Origin of the sequence: Niallia sp. Man26 (assembly GCF_022049065.2) — a bacterium.
GTDB lineage: Bacteria > Bacillota > Bacilli > Bacillales > Cytobacillaceae > Niallia.
Genome location: NZ_CP095743.1, coordinates 1,042,962 through 1,064,545 on the forward strand (window position 1 = coordinate 1,042,962; position 21,584 = coordinate 1,064,545).

Genomic DNA, 21,584 nt, shown 5'->3' on the forward strand with positions numbered 1-21,584 from the left:
ATGTTTATTGTATTGCCAGACTGGAGGCAAAAGATGTACAGCTTTAAAAATGATTATAGTGAAGGTGCCCATCCAAATATATTGCAAGCACTAATAGAAACAAATCTTGTACAAGAAGCTGGTTACGGAGAAGACAGCTACACAATACAAGCGGTGAAACTTTTAAAGGAAAAAATGGGCCATGCAGATGCAGATATTCATTTGCTCTCTGGCGGCACACAAACAAATTTGACAGCGATTTCTGCCTTTTTAAGACCACATGAAGCGGCAATTGCTGCAACTAGCGGTCATATTTTCGTTCATGAAACTGGAGCAATTGAGGCCACAGGGCATAAAGTTGTTGCCATTGATACAGAGGACGGCAAGCTGACACCAGCACATATTCAGCAAGTGTTGGACGAACATACTGATGAACATATGGTTAAACCAAAGCTTGTTTACATATCCAATTCAACAGAAATTGGCTCTATTTATTTAAAGAGTGAGCTAGAAGCGCTGAAAAGCTTCTGTGACAGCCATAATCTTTTGCTATTTTTAGATGGAGCCAGACTTGGTTCTGCATTATGTGCAGACGGCAACGATCTTCAATTAAGCGACCTGCCCCACTTAGTGGACGCATTCTATATCGGAGGCACGAAAAACGGTGCCTTGCTTGGTGAGGCGCTTGTGATTATTCGTGATTCCTTGAAAGAGGATTTTCGTTATCATATTAAGCAAAAAGGAGCACTGCTTGCTAAAGGCAGACTTTTAGGAATTCAGTTTTTAGAGTTATTCCGTGATAATCTTTTCTTTGAGCTTGCTGAACATGCTAACAACATGGCAAGTCTTTTACGAACAGGTCTGCATAAGGAGAATATTGATTTCCTTATTGATTCTCCAACCAATCAACTGTTTCCGATTCTGCACAATGATCAGATCAAAAAGCTGCAAGACAAGTATGCTTTCTTAGTGTGGGAAAAAACGGATGCAGATAAATCAGCAATCCGCTTAGTAACGTCTTGGGCGACGAAAGAAGAAGCTGTCATTCAGTTTTTGAAAGATATAAAAGGGTAATAACAAAGTAAGCATGAAGACTTTTTTCATGCTTATTTTTAGTTATATGTAAGGGTTTACAATTGGGAAAATCTGCTGGTATAATCAGATTACATTATTAGGTAAAGGAGGAAGCAAATTGAACAAATTCAAGGGAATTATTCCACCTGTTTCCACGATTTTTGACGAAGAAGGCAAGCTGAGTGAAGTGGAAATGGCACAGTTGATTGACAGGCTGATTGAAGCAGGTGTTGACGGCTTGTTGTTTCTGGGGACTGGCGGGGAATTCAGTCAGATGTCTAGGGAGGAAAGATTACAGACAGCTGAGTTTGCGGTGAGGCATGTAAAAAGGAGAGTGCCTGTGTTAATTGGCACTGGCAGCACCAATACAAGGGAAGCGGTAGAATTAAGTGTACATGCCCAAAAAATAGGGGCAGATGGCGTTATGGTCATCAATCCTTTTTACTGGAAGCTGACTGATGACAATCTATATGGTTACTTCAGCAAAATTGCCCAGTCTGTTGACATTCCTGTTCTCCTCTATAACTTTCCTAACCTTACCGGCCAGGATTTAAGCCCTGAGTTTGTGGCCCGCCTTGTCGACGATCATCCCAATATTTCTGGCATTAAAGAAACCGTTGATTCTATCGGGCATATCCGTGATATGATAATGCAAGTAAAGCGTAAACATCCTCACTTTTCTGTTTTATGCGGTTATGATGACCATCTCTTAAATACGCTTCAGCTTGGCGGAGATGGAACGATATCTGCAAGCGGCAACTTCGCACCGCAAATTTCCATCGGCATTTACCGTGCCTTTTTAAACGGCGACCTTGTTAAGGCCTCCATCCTTTATAAGCAGCTAGCTATACTTCCGCAGCTTTACAAGCTTGACAGCCCATTTGTAAATGTTATAAAGGAGGCAATAAAGCAATGCGGCCTCGACATTTCTACATATGTTCTGCCACCGTCAGCACCACTTAATGAAAAGAAGATTTCACAAGTTAAGGAGATTTTAGCAGAAGCGGGAGTTTTACCTGCGGCAAAATCATAAAATTCCGTAACAGATGAACAATTGGTTCATCTGTTTTTTTGTTTCTGTGTATAAACAAAGTGATATCTTAAAAATGATGGTCCTATTGCCAGCTTTCTATCAATCAAGTCGCTTAATTTCAGACCTAATTTCCAGAATAAAGCCTTAATTAATATTGTCAGATGTATTCATTTATCAATTTATGTACTGCTGGAATATCAGCTGGAGCCCATTTTAATGATTCAAGATTCTCTCTCTTTAGCCAAATTAATTTAGAATGTTCCTTTGCATTTGGGCTGTCAGAAATAATAGTTGCCTTTATGCAAGTTAGGGTAATAATAAAGCTCTCATATTCATGCGTATTTTCGTGAAATAAATCGGTCGCTTTTATTTGGCAGCCAAGTTCCTCCATGATTTCTCTTTCTAATGCTTGAAATGCATTTTCACCAGCTTCTATTTTTCCTCCAGGAAACTCCCAGCTGTTCGGAAGAGACATAACAGGTGAACGAAGGGCACATAATATTTCGTTTCGTTCGTTTTCTATAATTGCTGCAACTACATGAACTACCTTTTTCAATATGAGTATCCTCCTGTAACTCGAATGGTACCATAATAGCATTTTTTTCGAGTAAGAGCATGCTTCATCTAAAAAGCATTTGGCAGTTAAAATGGCAGCATAAAGGCTGGTCCAAAATTAAAGGAACAGCATACTTTAATGAAGAGATGCCTTTACACTGTTTTTCCGCGATAGAAATCCTCAAAGAAGATATCTTCGACTAATTAGATTAAAAATAGACATAGCTCTCTCTGTAGAATAGAGGCGTAGACTGATTTATACAAAATAATCTGTTAGTGAGCTTATTCTTTAGAATCCTGATTAATAGAAATATAAAGTTATTCCAGTAAAATGGCTTGGGATTTGGAAAATAATAAACTTGGTGAATTTTTAAATAATCATTGAATCTTATTGGAGAATTTGTTAAATTAGAAGAAATCAAAAGGCTGTGTGTGACTGGCGAAACGCGGGATTAACCGTAGGGGAGCACATAGTGTCGATGCCGTTCGCCTGGGCAGAGGTAAGGGAATAAAGCTTTCTCTTTTTCCTTTGCCTCTTTCTCTTTATTGGAAGAGATTTTGGGCTGTTTTTGGTCAAATAGCAAAGAATTTTGCAAACTATTTTATGGGAAGAGGAGCAACTTACATGAGCACAACCCTTTTAGACAAAGTAAAAACAATCAAAACCTTGAATAATATCGCAGGCAGCGGATTGAACGTATTTAAGAAAGAGAATTTTATCATTGATAATGACAGTGAAAATCCTGATGCGATTGTAGCTCGCAGTTATAATATGCATTCTATGGAATTTGGGAACAAATTAAAGGCGATTGCTCGTGCAGGTGCAGGTGTTAACAATATTCCTGTTGAAAATTGCACAGAAAAAGGAATTGTCGTTTTCAATACACCTGGAGCAAATGCAAATGCAGTAAAGGAAATGGTTCTGACTTCCTTAATGGCTTCTTCTCGTAATCTGTTTGATGGTGTTGCTTGGGCGAAAAACCTGAAAGAAGAAGGCGACCAAATTCCAAAGCTTGTTGAAGCAGGTAAAAAGCAGTTTGTCGGTAAAGAAATTAAAGGAAAAACACTTGGTGTTATCGGTTTAGGAGCGATTGGAGCACTTGTTGCCAACGATGCTCTTGATTTGGATATGGATGTAATCGGCTTTGACCCATTCATCTCTGTTGATACAGCATGGAATCTTTCTCGAAATGTACAGCGTGCGATGACAATTGAGCAGCTGTTTACAGAAAGCGACTATATTACTGTTCATGTACCATTAACTAATGATACAAAAGGGATGTTTAACAAAGAAGCATTCAGCATCATGAAGGAAGGTGTTCAAATTCTGAACTTCTCCCGCGGAGAGCTGGTAAATGAAATCGATATGGCGGTTGCTCTTGAAAATGGCGAAGTCGGCAGATATATCACTGATTTTCCAAATGAAAATGTATTGAAAATGAAAAATACAATTCCTGTGCCTCATCTAGGTGCTTCAACACAGGAATCAGAAGAAAACTGTGCGATTATGGCTGCACGCCAAGTGAAGGATTACTTGGAAACAGGGAATATTAAGAATTCCGTTAACTTCCCAAATGTATATCTTCCTTATACAGGCAAGCAGAGAGTCGCAGCATTCCATAAAAACGTGCCGAATATGGTTGGACAAATCACGATGGCAATCTCTGGATACAGTTTGAATATCGCTGACATGGTTAACAGAAGCCGTGGTGAATATGCATACACGATGATTGATATTGACAATGAGGTGGCTGGCGATATCATCCCTTCATTAGAAGCAAAAATCCGTGAAATTGAAGGAATTGTAACTACTCGTATAATTTAAGATAATAGCTCTCACTTTGATGTGGGAGCTTTTTTTATTATAATAAAAATTAATAGTTTAAATAATTTTAATTTTCTTATAATTATTTGACTAGAAAGATCTCAAAAAGTATAATGAAACCATTATTTTCTAAGGTTTGTTTAATGTCAACGTGAATCATATTAGAGGAACAAGCAGGCCTTCTACATAAAATAGCAGGAAACGCCCACCCTAAAAAGGTTGGGAGGTGCAATGATGGGAAATGACAAAATGCCTGATTTTAACAGCCTTGATGATCGTCTTATTGGAGATGGCTTGAACCAAGCAGCTTTTTCAATGAAAACAAATCTAGATCCAAAAGACCCTTTAGAGGACAATCCGTATTTTGATAAAACGAAGGAATATAGCAAAGAAGAACTAGAGAAATTTAGAAAGTTTTTCGGCGGCCGATAAAAATGAACTCCTGTGCCAAGGCATGCAGCCTGCTGCCTTGGTATCTTAACTATATAAGCATAGGTGTAAATTTAAATTTCAGAATTTACTGAATAATAAAAGGGAGGAATAGATATGCTGGAGAACTGGAACGAACAATTGGAGGAAATGTATAACAAGATGGTGGAATGGAGACGGCATTTTCATCAGTATCCAGAGCTAACTAACCAAGAATACAAAACATCTAAACTGATTGCAGACATCTTGACTGATTTTGGTATTAAAATCCGAACAAATGTCGGTGGGATGGGAGTTCTTGGGTATATTTACGGAGCGAAACCTGGTAAGACAATTGCACTGCGGGCCGATTTCGATGCATTGCCGATACAGGATGAAAAGAACGTACCATATAAGTCGAAGGTTGATGGTGTCATGCATGCATGCGGCCATGACGGGCACACAGCTACCTTGCTGGCAGTTGGCAAGGTGCTGAATGAAAATCGAAAAAATCTTGCAGGAAACGTCATTCTTCTGTTTCAGCATGCAGAGGAAGGCGGAGGCGGTGCCGAAAAAATGATAGCAGACAATTGCCTTGAAGGAGTAGATGCAGTGTTTGGCAATCATTTATGGAGTCTTTATCCTACAGGGGAAATAGCATATACGAAGGGGTATACAACCGCTGCTGGCGATGGTTTCTCGATTAAGATTAAAGGCAAAGGCGGTCATGGATCATCTCCTCATGATACAGTTGATTCTATTGCGGTAGCAGGCCAGCTTATTAACCAGCTTCAATATATCGTCAGCCGCAAGGTGAATCCACAGAAAACAGCTGTACTAACAATTGGTTCCATTCATGCAGGGAATGCTGCAAACGTCATTGCTGATTCTGCCGTAATGAAGGGCACGGTGAGAACATACGAAAAGGAAGTACAACAGCTTGTAAAAGAAGCAATGGAAGAGGCGATTAAAGGCATCTGCATGAGTTCGAAAGCAGATTATGAATTCAACTATAAGTATGGAATGCCAAGTGTATATAATCATCCTGCTGAAACGGATATTTTTGCAAACACCGTTAAGACCTCCCTGCCTGAGTTAGTAATAAAAGAAGTACCTGCCCTCCTTGTGAGTGAGGATTTTGCATTATATCTAGAGAAGAAGCCGGGGATGATATTTTTTACAGGAGCAGGAAACGAGGAATTGCAAGCAATATATCCACATCACCATCCAAAGTTTGATTTTGATGAAAAAGCAATGCTTTATGCCGGAAAAGCAATGCTTGCTATCAGCCATTATTATTTAGCAGAAATACCGTCAGGATGTGCGGCAGTTACGGTAAAATAAGGATAACCTACCTTTTATCCATACAGGAGAAAAGGTTTTTTTTATTATAGGTTTATGGCAGACATATTGGGGCGATACAGGATATGATTAATCTTGATTAAACTGCTTTTATTAGGGAAAGGTAAAAAAAACGTATAAAGGAGCTGGCAGAAAATGCAAATCCCGATCGGTGTATCAAATAGACATATCCATTTAACAAAAGAAGATGTAGAAAAGCTGTTTGGAGAAAATTATGAGCTGACAAGTAAAAAAGAATTATCACAGCCTGGAGAGTTTGCCGCAGAAGAAACGGTGACTATCAAAACGGATAAGTCTGAAATTAACAGGGTGCGAATTCTTGGTCCAATCCGTACGCTGACACAAGTGGAAATTTCAAAAACAGATGCCCGCCAGCTGGGCATTAATCCACCCATCCGCCCTTCCGGCAAAATTGAAGGAACACCTGGCATTACGATTATTGGTCCTCATGGAGAAATCACAATAGATAAAGGGGTTATTATTGCAGAGCGGCATATTCATATGACACAACAGGATGCTGACAATTTTGGTGTAAGTGATGGACAATATGTTAGTGTAAAAACGGACGGGGAAAGGGAGCTTATTTTCAATAAAGTATTAATCAGAGTTAAGGATACTTATGCCTTGGACATGCATATTGATACAGATGAAGCAAATGCTGCAGGAATTCAGACAGGGGATAAAGGGGTATTAATAAAATAGTTAAAAAACACGGTCTTTAGGGACCGTGTTTTTTATTAGAAACGAAAAGGTTGACGAAAAAGCAATATGTCGCTATTATTTGTATTAATAATACGTTTTAATACGTATTTTAAAATGGGCGGATAGGGGAGAGATAAAATTGAATATTAAGGAAATCATTAATGAAATACACACAAAAAAGGAAGAAGGAATGAAAGATATTTATTTAGTGGCCTGTGGAGGTTCTTTAGTCGATATGTATTTATCTGAATATTTCCTCAAAAGTGAAGCGAAAAGAACGAGAGTGTCCCTATACACGAGTAATGAGTTTGTGCATGCGGTGCCTAAAGCGCTGGGAAGTCATTCACTTGTTGTTGTCTGCTCCCATGGAGGCAATACGAAAGAGTCTGTGGAAGCAGCAAAAACGGCAAAAGAAAAAGGTGCATCGACTATTACATTGACACATAATGAAACAGGTGCATTAGTCGAATATGGAGACTATAATATTCTTTATAAATGGGGAGAAGAAACAGACGTAAAAGACAACCCAATGGCAATTATTTTTGCCATTGCCGTCGAGGCTTTACACAGTATAGAAGGTTATGATGCTTATCATAAAGTAATAAAAGGGTTAGAGCAAATCAATACAGTTATTGCAAAAGCACGCATACAAGTAGCAGAAAGAGCAAGAGCCTTTGCTAAAAAATATGAGCATGAGAATATGTTCTATGTTTTGAGCAGCGGTGCTTCATACGGTCATGCCTACGGGTTTTCCATTTGTTCTTTAATGGAAATGCAATGGGTTCATGCTTCAGCCATACATACTGGGGAGTATTTTCACGGTCCATTTGAAGTAACAGATAAAGAAACACCATATATTTTACTTATGAATGAAGGCAGAACGAGAGCTTTAGATGAAAGGGCGCTTAGCTTCTTGAAGCAATATGGAGAAAAGCTAGAAGTGGTTGACTGCAAGGAATTAGGGATTAATACAATTGATGATGAGGTTGTCGAATTTTTTAATCCGATTGTTTTCTACAGTATTTTAAGTGTGTACCGAGCAGAATTGGCAAAAATCAGACAGCATCCGTTAGAAACAAGAAGATATATGGGCAAGGTTGCGTACTAAAGTCGTTTTCTTCAGCTGTTTTTACACAATTGATTAAAAATTGAGCAGTATTGTATAATTGGCGTGGGTTTTATACAGGTGATGTGATGGGGGAGAGGATTGCGGTGAAAGTATTAGGGATTGGCGATAATGTTGTCGATAAATATACATATAAAAGAATAATGTATCCAGGAGGAAATGCTCTGAATTTCAGTGTTTATGCGAAAACGCTTGGCGCTGATGCTGCTTATTTAGGGATATTCGGCACAGATGATGAGGCACAGCATATTAGAAATGTACTGAAGGAATTAGCAATTGATACAAAACGCTGCCAGGAAGTCGAAGGAGAGAGCGGCTATGCATTAGTCGGACTAGAAAACGGTGATCGGGTGTTTTTGGAGAGCAATGATGGCGGAATAAGGAAGTATCATAAGCTCCAACTAAATAAGGAGGATATAAAATATATCCAATCCTTTGATTTGCTGCATACTAGCAAGTACAGCTATTTGGAAAAAGAGATGCCGAATATTAAAGCTGCAGGTGTACCAGTTTCCTTTGATTTTTCTGATGATTTCACAGAGGAATACTTGCTTGAAATTGGGCCATTTGTTGACTATAGCTTTCTTTCATGCAGCCACTTAACAGAAGAGGAAGCAAAGGCTGTCCTAAAGAAAATGGTATCACTTGGAAGCACACTTTCTATAGCAACAATGGGAGCAGAAGGAGCATTGCTGTATGATGGAGTAAGCTTTTACAAGCAAATACCGAAACTAATCGAGGCTGTTGATACATTAGGAGCTGGAGATTCCTTCCTGACAGCATTTTTGCTGCACTACTTACAACAAGAACAAGATGGTTTGGAAACTGCACTTGCTAAAGCTGCCGAATTTGCGGCAGCATCTTGTCTTGTAGAAGGTGCTTTTGGTCATGGCAAAGCTTATTAAGTGGAAAAGATTTATTTATTTTTAAGTCTTTGTTATTCTTGGAGTAAATGAATAGAATAGGTGATAACTAATATGATTAAGCAAGAGAATCGTGTCCCTCTCTATATACAGCTGAAAGAAACGCTGCGCACAGCTATTACTGCCAATCGCCTTAAAGCTGGTGACAAGATTCCGACAGAGGTGGAGCTCAGTGACAAGTATAATATCAGCAGAGTTACTGTCCGCAAAGCGATTACCGAATTGGTGGAAGAAGGCTATCTTGTAAAAAAGCAAGGCAAAGGGACATTTGTTCAGACACAAAAGATTGAAAGAAAGATTCTTCATTTAAAGAGTTTTACCGCTTCTTGTGAAGCACATGGCCTGAAAGTAACAAGTAAGGTTATCAAAAAGGAACTGATTGATCCAGATGACAATGAAAAAGAACGGTTAATGCTAGACGATGATGACCAGCTGATTCATATTCAAAGGGTCAGATATGCAGACGATCGTCCGCTCATGCTCGAAAATAATTTCTATTCCTTTAAGCGGTATAAATTTTTGCTGGAAGAGAGTCTCGACGGCTCCCTTTATGAGCTGTTAGAAGAGAAATACGGTATTAACCTAAACAATGCAGGAGAAACTTCCTTGGAAATTGTCAGAGCATCTGACCAGGAAGCGCCGCTGCTTGATATTACAATTGGAGAACCGCTTTTCTATTTGGAAACAGTCGTTTCTGATACTGCTGTCCCTGTTTATTTAGGAAGACAGTATATTGTCGGCGAACGATATAAGTTTTCGTTTTAAAGCCAGCTTGCAACCTTCATAGAGGAGGTTGCTTTTTTGTATTTTGCTGCTAAACGGTTGCCCACGCTCGAGGTCATAAGTCGCCGATAAGCAGGCGCCCTGCACTTTTCTGTCCAGTTCCGGGTGCCATCGGCTCGAGGTCATAAGCCAAGCTGTCCAAGAAGGTGGAAGAGCGCCACCTTCTAAGGCCATCTCGTCTTATGCAAGTCGCCGATAAGCAGGCGCCCTGCACTTTTCTGTCCAGTTCCGGGCGCCATCGGCTCGAGGTCATAAGCCAAGCTGTCCAAGAAGGTGGAAGAGCGCCACCTTCTAAGGCCATCTCGTCTTATGCAGTCGCCGATAAGCAGGCGCCCTGCACTTTTCTGTAAATTCTAATAATATATTGACTATGCTGGTGGAAAGTAGTATAAATAAATAAAACGTCATGAAACGTATTAAATAATACATATGATTGTTGAGATGGAGGGGTTCTTTTTGAAGAGGAGATTTGTGGGGATGGTTATGCTGGTTGTTTGTATGCTTGGTTTAGCTGCATGCGGGAAGAGTGCGGCTGGTGGAGAGGAAGGTAGTAAGCAATTGGTGATGGGAACTTCAGCTGATTATGCTCCGTTTGAGTATATTGATACGGCAACGAGTGAGGAGATTATTGGGTTTGATGTGGATCTTGCGAAAGCGCTTGGTGAGAAGCTTGGCTATGAAATAGTCATTCAAGACATGGATTTCAGTGGTTTGATTACATCACTGCAATCAGGTAAGGTTGATTTTGTTATGGCTGGTATGGAAGCGACTCCTGAGCGCAGCAAGAATGTGGATTTTACTAATCCTTATTTTCGAAGTGATATTTCTATGGTAGTAGCCAGTGATGGAGCTGTTCAGACTTTTGAAGACATTAAAGGGAAAGTAGTGGGAGTACAAGTTGGTTCCATACAAGCGGAAAAGGCAAAAGAACTGCAAAAAGAAGTTGATTTCACTGTGGAGACAAGGGATAGAGTGCCTGACTTAGTGGAAGAGATTAAAAGCGGCCGTTTTGAAGGAGTTTTAATGGAAGATGTTGTTTCCAAAGGATATATAAAAAACAATGATAATCTGAAAGTTATCTCTGTCCCGAATAATGAAACTGGCGGCGCTTCTATTGCCTTTCCAAAGGACAGTGAGCTGACAGAGAAATTTAATACAGAATTGGCAGAGATGAAAGAAAATGGTGAAATGGATCAACTCGTTTCTAAATGGTTTGGCGGCGTTAAATCAGTAGATTAACAAGTAGCAATATATTATAGAAGAAACTAGGGGAAAAGAGGATGCAGATTAGTCTGCATTCTCTTTATTTTTATAGGCGAGAATGGAGGAATTTAGTAAAACATATATTCATTGTAAAAAATAAAAAAATGTGTTAGATTTTCTTACTTTTTTATACAATTCTGAATAATTATATTATATAATCAACTTAAATAAACAACATTGTCCAAACAAACGAAGTGATTGAACACTTTTGTTCAAAAAGATGAATTTTCCACATTCAATATGAATAAAATGGAGCAAGAGGCTTGAGTACAAGGAGGATTGACGTAAAATGGAAGCGCTTATGCGGAATATGTTTCAGTCATTAGCAAAAAATCAGCCAGCCAACAGACTTGCGAAAAAATATGGGCTTCGTTTAGGTGCAGCAAGGTTTGTTGCAGGAGAATCAATCGGAATGGCAATTGATGCGGTAAAAAGATTAAACAAACAAGGTAAGGTCGTAACTCTCGACCATTTAGGTGAATTTATCTCAACAGAGGCAGAGGCAGTAGAATCTGCTGCGATGTGTATTCAAACGTTGGACGCCATTGCTGAAGCGAAGGCAGAATCAAATCTTTCTCTGAAGATGACTTCCCTCGGATTAGATATCAGCAGGGAGTTATGTATGAAAAATATGCGTAACATTCTCGACCGGGCGAAGTCGTACGGAAATTTCGTGAGAATTGATATGGAGGATTATGGTCATTGTCAGGAATCAATCGACATATACAAGGAGCTTCGTCAGGAATATGACAATGTCGGAATTGTTCTTCAGGCCTATCTATACAGGACAGAAGGAGATATTGCTGATCTGCATGATCTGTCTGCTAATCTTCGGCTAGTGAAGGGAGCGTATAAAGAGTCACCGAATGTCGCTTTTCCGGAGAAAAAGGATGTTGATAACAACTTCAAAAAAATTATTGAACAGCATTTGCTTAACGGCAACTATGCAGCTGTAGCGACACATGATGAGGCGATGGTCGAGTATACGAAATCCATTGTAAAACAGCATGGTATTCCAAATGACCAATTCGAGTTTCAAATGCTGTACGGCATTTGTGAAGAGCTGCAAGACAGACTTGTGAAGGAAGGCTACAAGGTTCGGATTTATGTTCCTTACGGTATCGATTGGTTCGGTTATTTTATGAGGAGGCTTGCAGAAAGGCCGGCTAATGTTTGGTTTATCGTCAAGAATTTCTTTAAGTAAGCTTAAAGTTTAATAGTTTTATCCAAAATATACAAAAAAGGAGACTGAATTATTATGACGACAACTGCACCTTACACAACTTTCAAAAACGAGGCATTAACTGATTTTACAGCAGAGGAAAATAAAACGGCAATGTATGCAGCAATAGCTAGGGTCAAAGAGGGGCTTGGGAAGAAGTATCCAATTGTGATCGGCTCGGAAAAACTTTTTGTTGAGGAAGAAACAGTCTCAGTGAATCCAGGAAATGTGGACGAAGTAGTTGGCACTGTAAGCAAGGGATCTACTAAGCTGGCAGAAAAAGCTATGCAAACAGCATTAACAGCATTTGAAACGTGGAAAAAGGTAGCTCCGGCTGAACGTGCAGCCTACTTGTTCAAGGCTGCTGCATTGATGAGAGAGCGTAAGCATGAATTTTCCGCCTACCTTGTTTTGGAGTCAGGGAAAAACTGGGTAGAAGCAGATGCTGATACGGCAGAAGCTATTGATTTTCTGGAGTTTTATGGAAGAGAAATGATTCGTTTGAGCGAGACGAGTATTCATCAGCCGCTTACGCAGATTGCTGGTGAAGAAAATAAGATTACGTATATTCCGCTAGGTGTCGGCATTGTTATTTCACCGTTTAATTTTCCATTGGCAATTATGGCTGGAACGACTGTTGCTGCTATCGTCTCAGGCAACACGGTTATTTTGAAGCCGGCTGATGCTACACCGGTTATTGCTGCTAAGTTTGTCGAGTTGATGGAAGAGGTAGGCTTGCCTTCTGGAGTATTAAATTATTTGCCTGGTGATGGTATTGAAGTTGGTGAGTATTTAGTTGAGCATCCGAAAACACGCTTTATCTCGTTTACAGGTTCAAGAGCAGTTGGCTGCAGAATTTATGAAAAAGCTTCAAAAGTTCAAGATGGTCAGCTTTGGTTAAAACGTGTGATTGCTGAAATGGGTGGAAAAGATGGTGTGGTTGTTGATGAAACAGCTGATTTAGATGCTGCTGCAGCGGCAATTGTTGCTTCTGCTTACGGATATCAAGGCCAAAAATGTTCTGCAGGCTCCCGTGCAGTTATCGTAGAGTCTGTCTATGACGAAGTGGTCAGCAAGGTAGTACAATTGACAAAAAATCTTTCAATCGGCTTGCCGGCAGAGAATCATCCGGTAGGACCTGTTATCGATCAAAAATCATTTGACAAAATAATGGGCTATATTGAAATTGGCAAACAGGAAGGAAAATTGCTTGCTGGAGGAAAGAGAGCGGATGGAAACGGGTTCTATGTGGAACCGACAATCTTTTCAGATGTTGATCCACAGGCACGTATCATGCAGGAGGAGATATTTGGACCTGTGCTTGCGATTGCAAAAGCTTCCGATTGGCAGGAAGCGATTGACATTTATAACAATACGGAATACGGACTGACAGGTGCATTTCATTCGCAAGATGACAGCAGAATAGATTATGCCCTTGAAAATATGCATTGTGGAAATCTTTATGTAAATAAAAAATGTACAGGTGCACTTGTAGGTGCCCATCCATTCGGCGGATTCAATATGTCTGGGACTGATTCAAAAGCTGGCGGCTATGATTATTTGCTATTATTTACGCAAGCGAAGTTGACATCTAGAAAAAAATAATATAAAAATAATAGACTAGGAGATGTACTTTTTCATTGTGCATCTCCTGTTTAAGCGAAAAACATATAAAAATACATATTCGCTTAAATATTTATTGATTTTTGCTTATAAAAGAATGAATATTCGAAAATTTGGCAAAGGATCAAAATGGGGATAAAAGGACTTCTTAGATTAGAGAATGGAGGATGGGGACTTGAATACACAAATTTTAATTTCGATTGCTATTTATATGGCTGGAATGCTTGTTATTGGCTACTTCGCCTATAAACGTACATCCAATCTAGAAGATTATATGATTGGCGGAAGGTCGCTTGGTCCTGCTGTTACAGCATTGAGTGCAGGAGCAGCTGACATGAGCGGCTGGCTGCTTATGGGGCTTCCGGGAGCAATGTACACCCAAGGGATAAGTGCCTCATGGATTGCAATCGGCTTGACGATAGGAGCTTATTTAAACTGGCTATATGTAGCTCCGCGCCTTCGGGCATACACAGAAGTGGCCAATAACTCTATGACTATTCCAGCATTTTTGGAAAATAGATTTAAAGATAAGTCCAATATATTGCGTCTGACATCAGGGTTAGTCATCATTATCTTTTTTACGTTTTATGTTTCATCAGGAATGGTGTCAGGCGGGGTTTTATTTGAAACTACATTCGGCTTGCATTATCAAACAGGACTTTGGATTGTAGCTGCAGTCGTCATTGCCTACACATTGTTTGGCGGATTTTTGGCAGTAAGCTGGACAGATTTTGTGCAAGGATTGATTATGGTTGTTGCATTAATACTTGTACCAATCGTGACCATTATGGAGGTTGGAGGTCTAGGATCCGGCTTTGACACAATAAAAGAAATTGATCCAAAGCTGTTTGATATTTTCAAAGGGACGACTGTTCTGGGCATTATATCGTTGGTTGCTTGGGGACTTGGTTATTTTGGTCAGCCGCATATTATCGTACGGTTCATGGCGATTTCTTCGGTGAAAGAAATTAAAAAGGCAAGACGTATTGGAATGGGCTGGATGATCTTTTCTGTCGGCGGCGCCATGTTTACAGGTTTTTTAGGTCTTGCCTATTTCTCTCAGCAAGGATTAGAAATAAAGGATGCGGAAACAATTTTTATTAAATTGAGTGAAATACTGTTTCATCCGCTCATTACCGGCTTCCTCCTTGCTGCAATACTGGCAGCTGTTATGAGTACGATTTCTTCACAGCTGCTCGTAACAGCAAGCTCCCTGACAGAAGATGTTTACAAAACATTCTTCAGACGCAAGGCAAGTGAAAAGGAGCTGTTGTTAATCAGCAGACTTGCCGTGCTTATAGTATCTATTGTTTCTGTACTTCTTGCTTTTAATAAAAACGGGACGATTCTCTCCCTTGTAGGATATGCGTGGGCAGGCTTTGGTGCATCCTTTGGCCCGGTCATTCTGCTGAGTCTTTCCTGGAAAAGAATGAACAGATGGGGAGCCCTCGCTGGAATTGTCGGCGGAGCGGTGACAGTTATCATCTGGGCAAGCATAGACGTTCTGAAAGAGAATCTTTATGAAATAATCCCAGGGTTTATTGTCGGTCTGCTAAGCATCTGGATTGTCAGCCTGCTTACAGAAGCACCGAACGCTAAACAAGTGGAGAATTTCAACGAATATAAGCAATCTGTATAACAGTCCGTGACTAAAGAAAAAGCTGATTTTGTAAACACACAACAATCAGCTTTTTCTTTTCTATGTATTTTCTTTATATCTAGCAGTAGAAAGTTAAGCCTTTGGTATGGTAAAGTTAGTAAAAAAGCTTGAAAGGGTAATAGTATGTTCGAACATGCACAAATACAGCTTGACCGCTCTTTTGCGGTTGCAGATAAACAGACGCCGATAGCTGAGATAAAATCGAAACTTCTTGAGTATAATTTTGTCGTTGTGACAGGCGGAACATACTTTATAATCGGCAATTATGAGTACGAAATAATCGCGTTGGCTCCACCGACTGCTCCAATAGGTGAGTGGCTCAAGCGGCTTGAATGGATTCCGTCCTTCGCAGCATTTGCAGAAAGGCTCCCGTATAAAGCTGATTGGCGCCGTCCTGCACTGTGGCTGGAGGATGGGATTCCCGCTGGGATTATAACGGAAAGTACTTGGGTAAATATGCTTGAAGCAGAGCGCCGGCAAACTACTGCTTATTTTCATACATTGGCTGAAACGATCAACGATTCGGTAACTGCTGTTGATGAGGAAGGAATTGTTGTTGGCTGGAATACAACAGCAGAGGAAACCTATAAAATAAAAAAAGAGCATATTATCGGAGCAAAACTCGCTAGTCATTTTAGTGATGAATCACTTGTACTAAAGCGCATTCTAAACGAAGGCTATCCAGTGAGAGGGCAGTATCACAGACCTAATGCGGATACTCATGTGCTGATAAATGCAACACCAGTCATTTTGGATAATAAGATTATAGGCGGGATTGCCTCAGAGCATGATATTACAAAAATGATCAGGCTTAACGAAGAGCTGGACTCTGCGTCGACATTGCTTGTTCAGAAAATAAATCCGTTTTTATCCTTCGACAGCGGAAGTCCGAAGTTTCAGGAATCGCTGAAAGTAGCGCAAAAAATGGCTCATGCAGACATCCCTGTTTTAATTACCGGCGAGGCCGGCTCAGGCAAAGAAATGCTTGCCCAAGCGATTCATTACGGCGGTTCAAAGGCTACTGGTTCATTTGTTAATATCAATTGTTCCGTTATTCCGCCAGGGCTGTTAGAAATTGAGCTTTTTGGCATTGAAAAAGCATCGTTTACCGATGAAAAGCAAAATGTTATCACAGGAAAAATCGAACAGGCTGCAAATGGCACTATCTTTATTGAAAATATTGACAAGATGCCGTTGGCCCTGCAAGAAAAACTGCTCCTGTACTTAGTGGAGAATGCCTTTTACCGAGTGGGAGGGCAGGAAGTGATTTCCTCTTCCACAAGAATAATCGCCTCAGCGTCAAGGTCTGTGGAAAGTCTTCTCAAAGATGGAGAACTGAATGAGAAGTTATTTTATAAACTGTCAGTCATTCATATTTATATTCCCCCGTTAAGAACGAGACGTGAGGATATTGCAGCACTTGTTGAAAGATTTTTAGAGGAATTCAGTGTCAAATATACTAAGCCTGTTCCTGTTGTTGATGAAGAAGCAATGGCTTTGTTTGTAAACTATGAATGGCCAGGAAATGTGCGGGAACTGCGAAATATAATTGAACGAATTATCATTTTGCATGATACGAACAGAATTACGCTAGCTCACTTGCCAGATAATCTTATCGAGAACAACGAAGTGGATAATTCCTTCCTATCTTCTCATGCAAAGATGGATGAAGCGCAAGAAATAGAAGAAGCACTCAAGAAAACATATGGCAACAAAAGTGCAGCGGCAAATCTGTTAGGAATTTCCCGGGGAACGCTTTATAATAAAATAAAAGAATACGGATTAAGCTGATAAAAAACACGAAGCAAAGAAGAACAAATAGTCCTTCTTTGCTCCGTGTTTTTTTATGTCTCTAGCTGGAAGAAACGCCGCAGCAAATACGCAAGCCATTTTCCGTTATGGATATGGCGAATGTTTTCAATAAGCCCATTAATAACAGCAGGGCTCATTGTCTGGTTGTTAGCCTGCTCGATCAACAAATGAAGAGACTCCTTGGCATATTCCCCGTTACAAGCTTCAGTATTCGAGTTTAGAAGCTTAACGATTGTTTCCTTATCTAATGAAGCGTCTTGCGGTAACTCTATCAGATAAGATAATTCCTCCGTTATAAAAGGTATTGTTTCATGAATGGCAAGCAGGTTTGTTTTCTCTGCTAAAGATTTTGACAAAAGGCAGACATCTAAAGGGAGCTTTGTAAATACAAATAGTTCAGAGTAAGTTTTTAAAAAGCCTTTGATGCAATACAGCAAATCATATTTCACCTGGTCAGCAGATTTTCCGAAAACTTTTTCTATCAAGAGCAGAATTGTGCTGTTTATCAGCTTATCATAGTGATGTAATTTCTTAATAAGATCTGGGCTGACAGAAAAATTATGCTCGTTCATAAATATCTTTCCACGATCAGAATCTTTTTTAAAAGTGGAAAAAACCGAGTGATAAAAGTTATACAGGAAATTGTCATCTACAGGCGTATGTTTGACTTGGTAGTCAAGATTAGAAACTAACTGCTTCATGGCGTCGTCAATCAGTTCGAGAATCAACTCATCCTTTGATTTAAATGATAGATAGAATGCCCCTTTGGAAATCCCGCAGCTTTCTGTTATTTGCTGAACGGAGGTTGTGGCGATTCCTTGCTTGGCGAACAATTCTAATGCAGTGTCCATAATTAATTGTTTTTTAACCATACTCTATTTTAGCTCCTAGCTATAAATAATTTGACAAATGACTGGCTAGTCAGTATTATATGTAATTAGTTCGACAAAGTCAATAAAGGGTAGGTGCAAAAGTGAAAGGGATAGTTAATTTCGTACTGAAGAATAAACTGGCGGTTTGGTTATTGACCATTATTATCACAGCTTCAGGTATTTATTCTGGTACACAAATGAAAACGGAGACGATTCCGGATATTTCGATACCGTACTTAATGGTAACGGGTGTATATCCAGGAGCAACTCCTGAACAAGTAATGAATGATGTATCGATGCCGATTGAACAAGCAGTGGAAGGACTAGAGGATGTTAAGGCCGTCTATTCTAATTCCAGCTCAAGTGTGTCAAGCATACAAGTAGAATATGAGTATGGCATTGACATGGATGAGAAAAAGAGACAGCTTGAATCTGCATTAGATAATGTAACACTTCCAGAAGATGTGGATGCACCGACTGTGTCTGCAATCAGCATGAATATGATGCCGGTTGTTGCATTGTCCATAAGCAGCACAGAAGAGGATATTGTTGATTTGACATCAACAGTGGAGGATGTAATCCTTCCTGATATTGAAAAGCTTGATGGTGTTGCTTCAGCAACTATTTCCGGCCAGCATGTAGAAGAAGTTGACTTCGCCTATAATAAAGAGAAATTGGCTGAGCTGAACCTGACAGAAGATGACGTAAAACAAGTTATTCAAGCAAGCGATATGGCTACATCTTTAGGTCTTTATGAATTTGAAGAAGGTGAAGAGGCTGTATCTGTTGACGGAAAGCTTACATCAATAGATGAATTGAAAGATATGATGATTCCGGTAACACCGACTGCTGAGAACCCTTCACCATTTGTGAAGCTTAGCGATATTGCTACAATTGAGGCTGTCGGCAAGGAAGAATCAATTTCCCGTACAAATGGGGAAAACGCGATTGCTATCCAAATCGTAAAAGGCCAGCAAGCTAATACAGTTGATGTAGTAAACGCTGTTAAGGATCTTGCTGAAGATGAAAAAGATAAAATTGACGGTTTAGTCATTGACGTAACACTTGACCAAGGACAGCCAATTGAAGATTCTGTCCATACTATGATTGAAAAAGCAGTATTCGGCGGATTGATCGCAGTTCTAATCATCCTGCTGTTCTTGCGTGACATTAAATCTACCATTATATCGATTGTTTCCATTCCGGTATCCATTTTCATGGCATTTTTGCTTCTGCATTGGATGGATATCACACTGAACATTATGACGCTAGGAGCCATTACAGTAGCTATTGGTCGTGTAATTGATGACTCCATTGTTGTAGTTGAAAATATTTACAGACGTTTGCATTCTAAAGAAGAGAAGCTTACAGGGCGTGCGTTAGTGCGTGAAGCAACAATTGAGATGTTCAAGCCGATTCTTTCGTCTACATTAGTAACTGTTGCCGTGTTCGCGCCACTTATTTTCGTGGGCGGTATGGTTGGTGAACTGTTTGTGCCGTTTGCATTGACGATGACATTCGCTCTTGGTGCATCATTGATTGTTGCCGTTACAATCGTACCAGCTCTTTCACACTTCTTATTTAAAAAGAAATTATACAGTGAGAAGACAGAAAGCGGACATAAAGAAGTTGGAAAGCTCGCTTTATGGTATAAAGGATTATTAGAAAAAGCATTAAACCATAAAATCATTACGTCTGCCATTGCAGTAATACTTCTTGCAGGAAGCTTGGCACTTACGCCATTGATCGGATTCAGCTTCATGGGCAGCGAAGAAGAAAAAGTCATGTACTTGACGTATACACCAGAAGCTGGTGAAACAGAGAAGCAAACAGCAGATAACATTCAAGTTGTTGAAGATGAAATGCTGAAGCGTGATGATATTGATACAGTTCAAACATCTATTACCGACAGCAGCAATGCAGACATGACCGCTGCGATGATGGGCGGCGGCGCTGGCGGCGGACTTATGTACTTGATCTTTGATCCAGACATGAAAAACTTCTCTGAAGTAAAAGAAGATATTGAAACATATATTGCTGATATTGGCCAGACAGGAGAATGGAAGAGCCAAAACTTCACTTCTATGTCAGGATCTACAAATGAAATCAGCTATACGTTCTATAGTGAGGATTTAACTAAGCTTAATGAGTCAGTAAAAGAAGCTGAAGATATTATGAAGGATAATGACGGTCTTAAAGATGTATCTTCAAGTGCAGAAGCAGCATATGTAGAACATACATTAAAGGTTGATCAGGAAAACCTTCTGCAGTACGGATTGACTACAGGTCAAATCGTTATGGCATTAAGCAATCAAGGTTCAGATGAAGTTCTGACAACTGTTGAGAAAGACGGAAAAGAGCTTGATGTTATTGTAAAACAAGAAGAGAAAGCTACTCCGAAATCACTTGATGAATTGTTGGATACAGAGATAGCAACAGCAACTGGAACGACAATGAAGCTTGAAGATCTTGTGGAAATTGAAGAAGGAACAACACTCAATACACTTGATCGAAGCAAGGGTGAGTATTATGCGACAGTTACTGGAACTATTACAACAGATGATATTTCTAAAGTGACAGCTGAAGTAGATGAAAAAATCAATGATATTGACTTGCCTAGCGGCGTAACGATGGGCGTAGCTGGTGTGTCTGCTGACATGACAGAAACGTTCACACAGCTTGGAGTTGCGATGATTGCTGCAATTGCGATTGTATACTTCATCCTTGTTGTTACCTTCGGTGAAGGTGCTGCACCATTCTCCATTCTATTCTCGTTGCCATTCGCAGTGATTGGCTCGTTCGTAGGATTGTTAATTGCAGGTGAAACAATCTCCGTTTCCGTAATGATGGGTATGCTCATGTTGATAGGTATAGTTGTAACAAACGCGATCGTATTAGTAGACCGAATCATCCATATGGAAAGAGAAGGTATGAACTTGCGTGATGCGATTCTGGAGGCAGGCGCAACCCGACTTCGTCCTATCCTGATGACGGCAATTGCCACAATCGGTGCATTGATTCCACTTGCAATCGGTAACGGCGGAAGCGGAATTATCTCTAAAGGCCTTGGAATTACCGTAATAGGCGGTTTAACAAGTTCGACATTGTTAACACTTCTTATCGTTCCAATCGTCTACGAAATTCTGTCTAAAATGTTTAAGAAAAACCGCAAACAAGTCGAAGAAAATTAATCGACAGAGGGCAGCCGTGATTGGCTGCCCTTTCTTTATTTAATAGGATGAAAATAGGTGCGGAGTGGTGAGTGTCATACGGGATTTGTAGATAAGTCCGAGGGCTCACACGAGATAGGGCGGAGTATTTTGGCACTAGCTGTGTGAAGGTGAAACCATGCAGCGGAATTC

Annotated in this window: 17 protein-coding genes and 1 riboswitch; of the genes, 15 read left to right on the forward strand and 2 right to left on the reverse strand. The window is 39.9% G+C overall.

Features of this window, described 5'->3' with window-relative positions:
* Positions 1-33: 33 nt before the first annotated feature.
* Both L8T27_RS05315 and L8T27_RS05320 read left to right on the forward strand, forming a co-directional pair.
* Positions 34-1,053, forward strand: coding sequence for a threonine aldolase family protein (locus L8T27_RS05315; RefSeq protein ID WP_237941040.1), 1,020 nt, complete (start codon positions 34-36; stop codon positions 1,051-1,053).
* Positions 1,054-1,171: 118 nt separating this feature from the next.
* Entirely contained in the window at positions 1,172-2,086 is a 915-nt protein-coding gene (locus L8T27_RS05320; RefSeq protein ID WP_237941043.1) for a dihydrodipicolinate synthase family protein, read from the forward strand.
* Between the two features lie 157 nt (positions 2,087-2,243).
* Here L8T27_RS05320 and L8T27_RS05325 read toward each other — a convergent pair whose 3' ends face one another.
* Positions 2,244-2,642, reverse strand: coding sequence for a (deoxy)nucleoside triphosphate pyrophosphohydrolase (locus L8T27_RS05325; RefSeq protein WP_233317129.1), 399 nt, complete (start codon positions 2,640-2,642; stop codon positions 2,244-2,246).
* Positions 2,643-3,063: 421 nt separating this feature from the next.
* Positions 3,064-3,144, forward strand: a riboswitch (ZMP/ZTP riboswitch).
* A gap of 122 nt (positions 3,145-3,266) precedes the next feature.
* Here L8T27_RS05325 and L8T27_RS05330 point away from each other — a divergent pair.
* The 12 genes from L8T27_RS05330 (at position 3,267) to L8T27_RS05385 (ending at position 17,329) form a co-directional block, all read left to right on the forward strand.
* Positions 3,267-4,466 (forward strand): phosphoglycerate dehydrogenase, encoded by a 1,200-nt coding sequence (locus tag L8T27_RS05330; protein ID WP_233317128.1) that lies wholly within the window; start codon positions 3,267-3,269, stop codon positions 4,464-4,466.
* Positions 4,467-4,697: 231 nt separating this feature from the next.
* Positions 4,698-4,898, forward strand: coding sequence for a hypothetical protein (locus L8T27_RS05335; protein WP_233317127.1), 201 nt, complete (start codon positions 4,698-4,700; stop codon positions 4,896-4,898).
* A 114-nt stretch (positions 4,899-5,012) separates the two neighbouring features.
* Positions 5,013-6,218 (forward strand): M20 metallopeptidase family protein, encoded by a 1,206-nt coding sequence (locus L8T27_RS05340; RefSeq protein WP_237941045.1) that lies wholly within the window; start codon positions 5,013-5,015, stop codon positions 6,216-6,218.
* A gap of 153 nt (positions 6,219-6,371) precedes the next feature.
* Positions 6,372-6,938 (forward strand): phosphate propanoyltransferase, encoded by a 567-nt coding sequence (gene pduL, locus L8T27_RS05345; protein ID WP_237941047.1) that lies wholly within the window; start codon positions 6,372-6,374, stop codon positions 6,936-6,938.
* Positions 6,939-7,077: 139 nt separating this feature from the next.
* Positions 7,078-8,046: an SIS domain-containing protein gene (locus tag L8T27_RS05350; protein ID WP_237941049.1), complete on the forward strand. Its 969-nt coding sequence runs from the start codon at positions 7,078-7,080 to the stop codon at positions 8,044-8,046.
* Positions 8,047-8,150: 104 nt separating this feature from the next.
* Positions 8,151-8,969, forward strand: a complete 819-nt coding sequence (locus tag L8T27_RS05355) for a PfkB family carbohydrate kinase (RefSeq protein WP_233317123.1) — start codon at positions 8,151-8,153, stop codon at positions 8,967-8,969.
* A 72-nt stretch (positions 8,970-9,041) separates the two neighbouring features.
* Positions 9,042-9,752: a GntR family transcriptional regulator gene (locus tag L8T27_RS05360; RefSeq protein WP_233317122.1), complete on the forward strand. Its 711-nt coding sequence runs from the start codon at positions 9,042-9,044 to the stop codon at positions 9,750-9,752.
* 474 nt (positions 9,753-10,226) lie between these two features.
* The gene (locus L8T27_RS05365; RefSeq protein ID WP_282581424.1) at positions 10,227-11,009 is read left to right on the forward strand and encodes a transporter substrate-binding domain-containing protein; all 783 of its coding nucleotides are present in this window, start codon (positions 10,227-10,229) and stop codon (positions 11,007-11,009) included.
* A gap of 313 nt (positions 11,010-11,322) precedes the next feature.
* Positions 11,323-12,237 carry a proline dehydrogenase family protein gene (locus L8T27_RS05370; RefSeq protein WP_233317121.1) on the forward strand — a complete coding sequence of 305 codons (915 nt, stop codon included), beginning with the start codon at positions 11,323-11,325 and terminating at the stop codon, positions 12,235-12,237.
* A 54-nt stretch (positions 12,238-12,291) separates the two neighbouring features.
* Complete coding sequence (gene pruA / locus L8T27_RS05375) at positions 12,292-13,860, forward strand: L-glutamate gamma-semialdehyde dehydrogenase (RefSeq protein ID WP_237941051.1); 1,569 nt, start codon at positions 12,292-12,294, stop codon at positions 13,858-13,860.
* A 193-nt stretch (positions 13,861-14,053) separates the two neighbouring features.
* Entirely contained in the window at positions 14,054-15,517 is a 1,464-nt protein-coding gene (gene putP / locus L8T27_RS05380) for a sodium/proline symporter PutP (RefSeq protein WP_237941053.1), read from the forward strand.
* Positions 15,518-15,661: 144 nt separating this feature from the next.
* Complete coding sequence (locus L8T27_RS05385) at positions 15,662-17,329, forward strand: sigma-54 interaction domain-containing protein (RefSeq protein ID WP_237941055.1); 1,668 nt, start codon at positions 15,662-15,664, stop codon at positions 17,327-17,329.
* Positions 17,330-17,382: 53 nt separating this feature from the next.
* Here L8T27_RS05385 and L8T27_RS05390 read toward each other — a convergent pair whose 3' ends face one another.
* Complete coding sequence (locus tag L8T27_RS05390; protein WP_237941056.1) at positions 17,383-18,222, reverse strand: TetR/AcrR family transcriptional regulator; 840 nt, start codon at positions 18,220-18,222, stop codon at positions 17,383-17,385.
* 101 nt (positions 18,223-18,323) lie between these two features.
* Between L8T27_RS05390 and L8T27_RS05395 the strand changes: the two genes are divergently transcribed.
* A complete protein-coding gene (locus L8T27_RS05395) occupies positions 18,324-21,413 on the forward strand; it encodes an efflux RND transporter permease subunit (RefSeq protein ID WP_233317116.1) in 3,090 nt (1,029 codons plus the stop codon).
* The last annotated feature ends 171 nt before the right edge of the window (positions 21,414-21,584 follow it).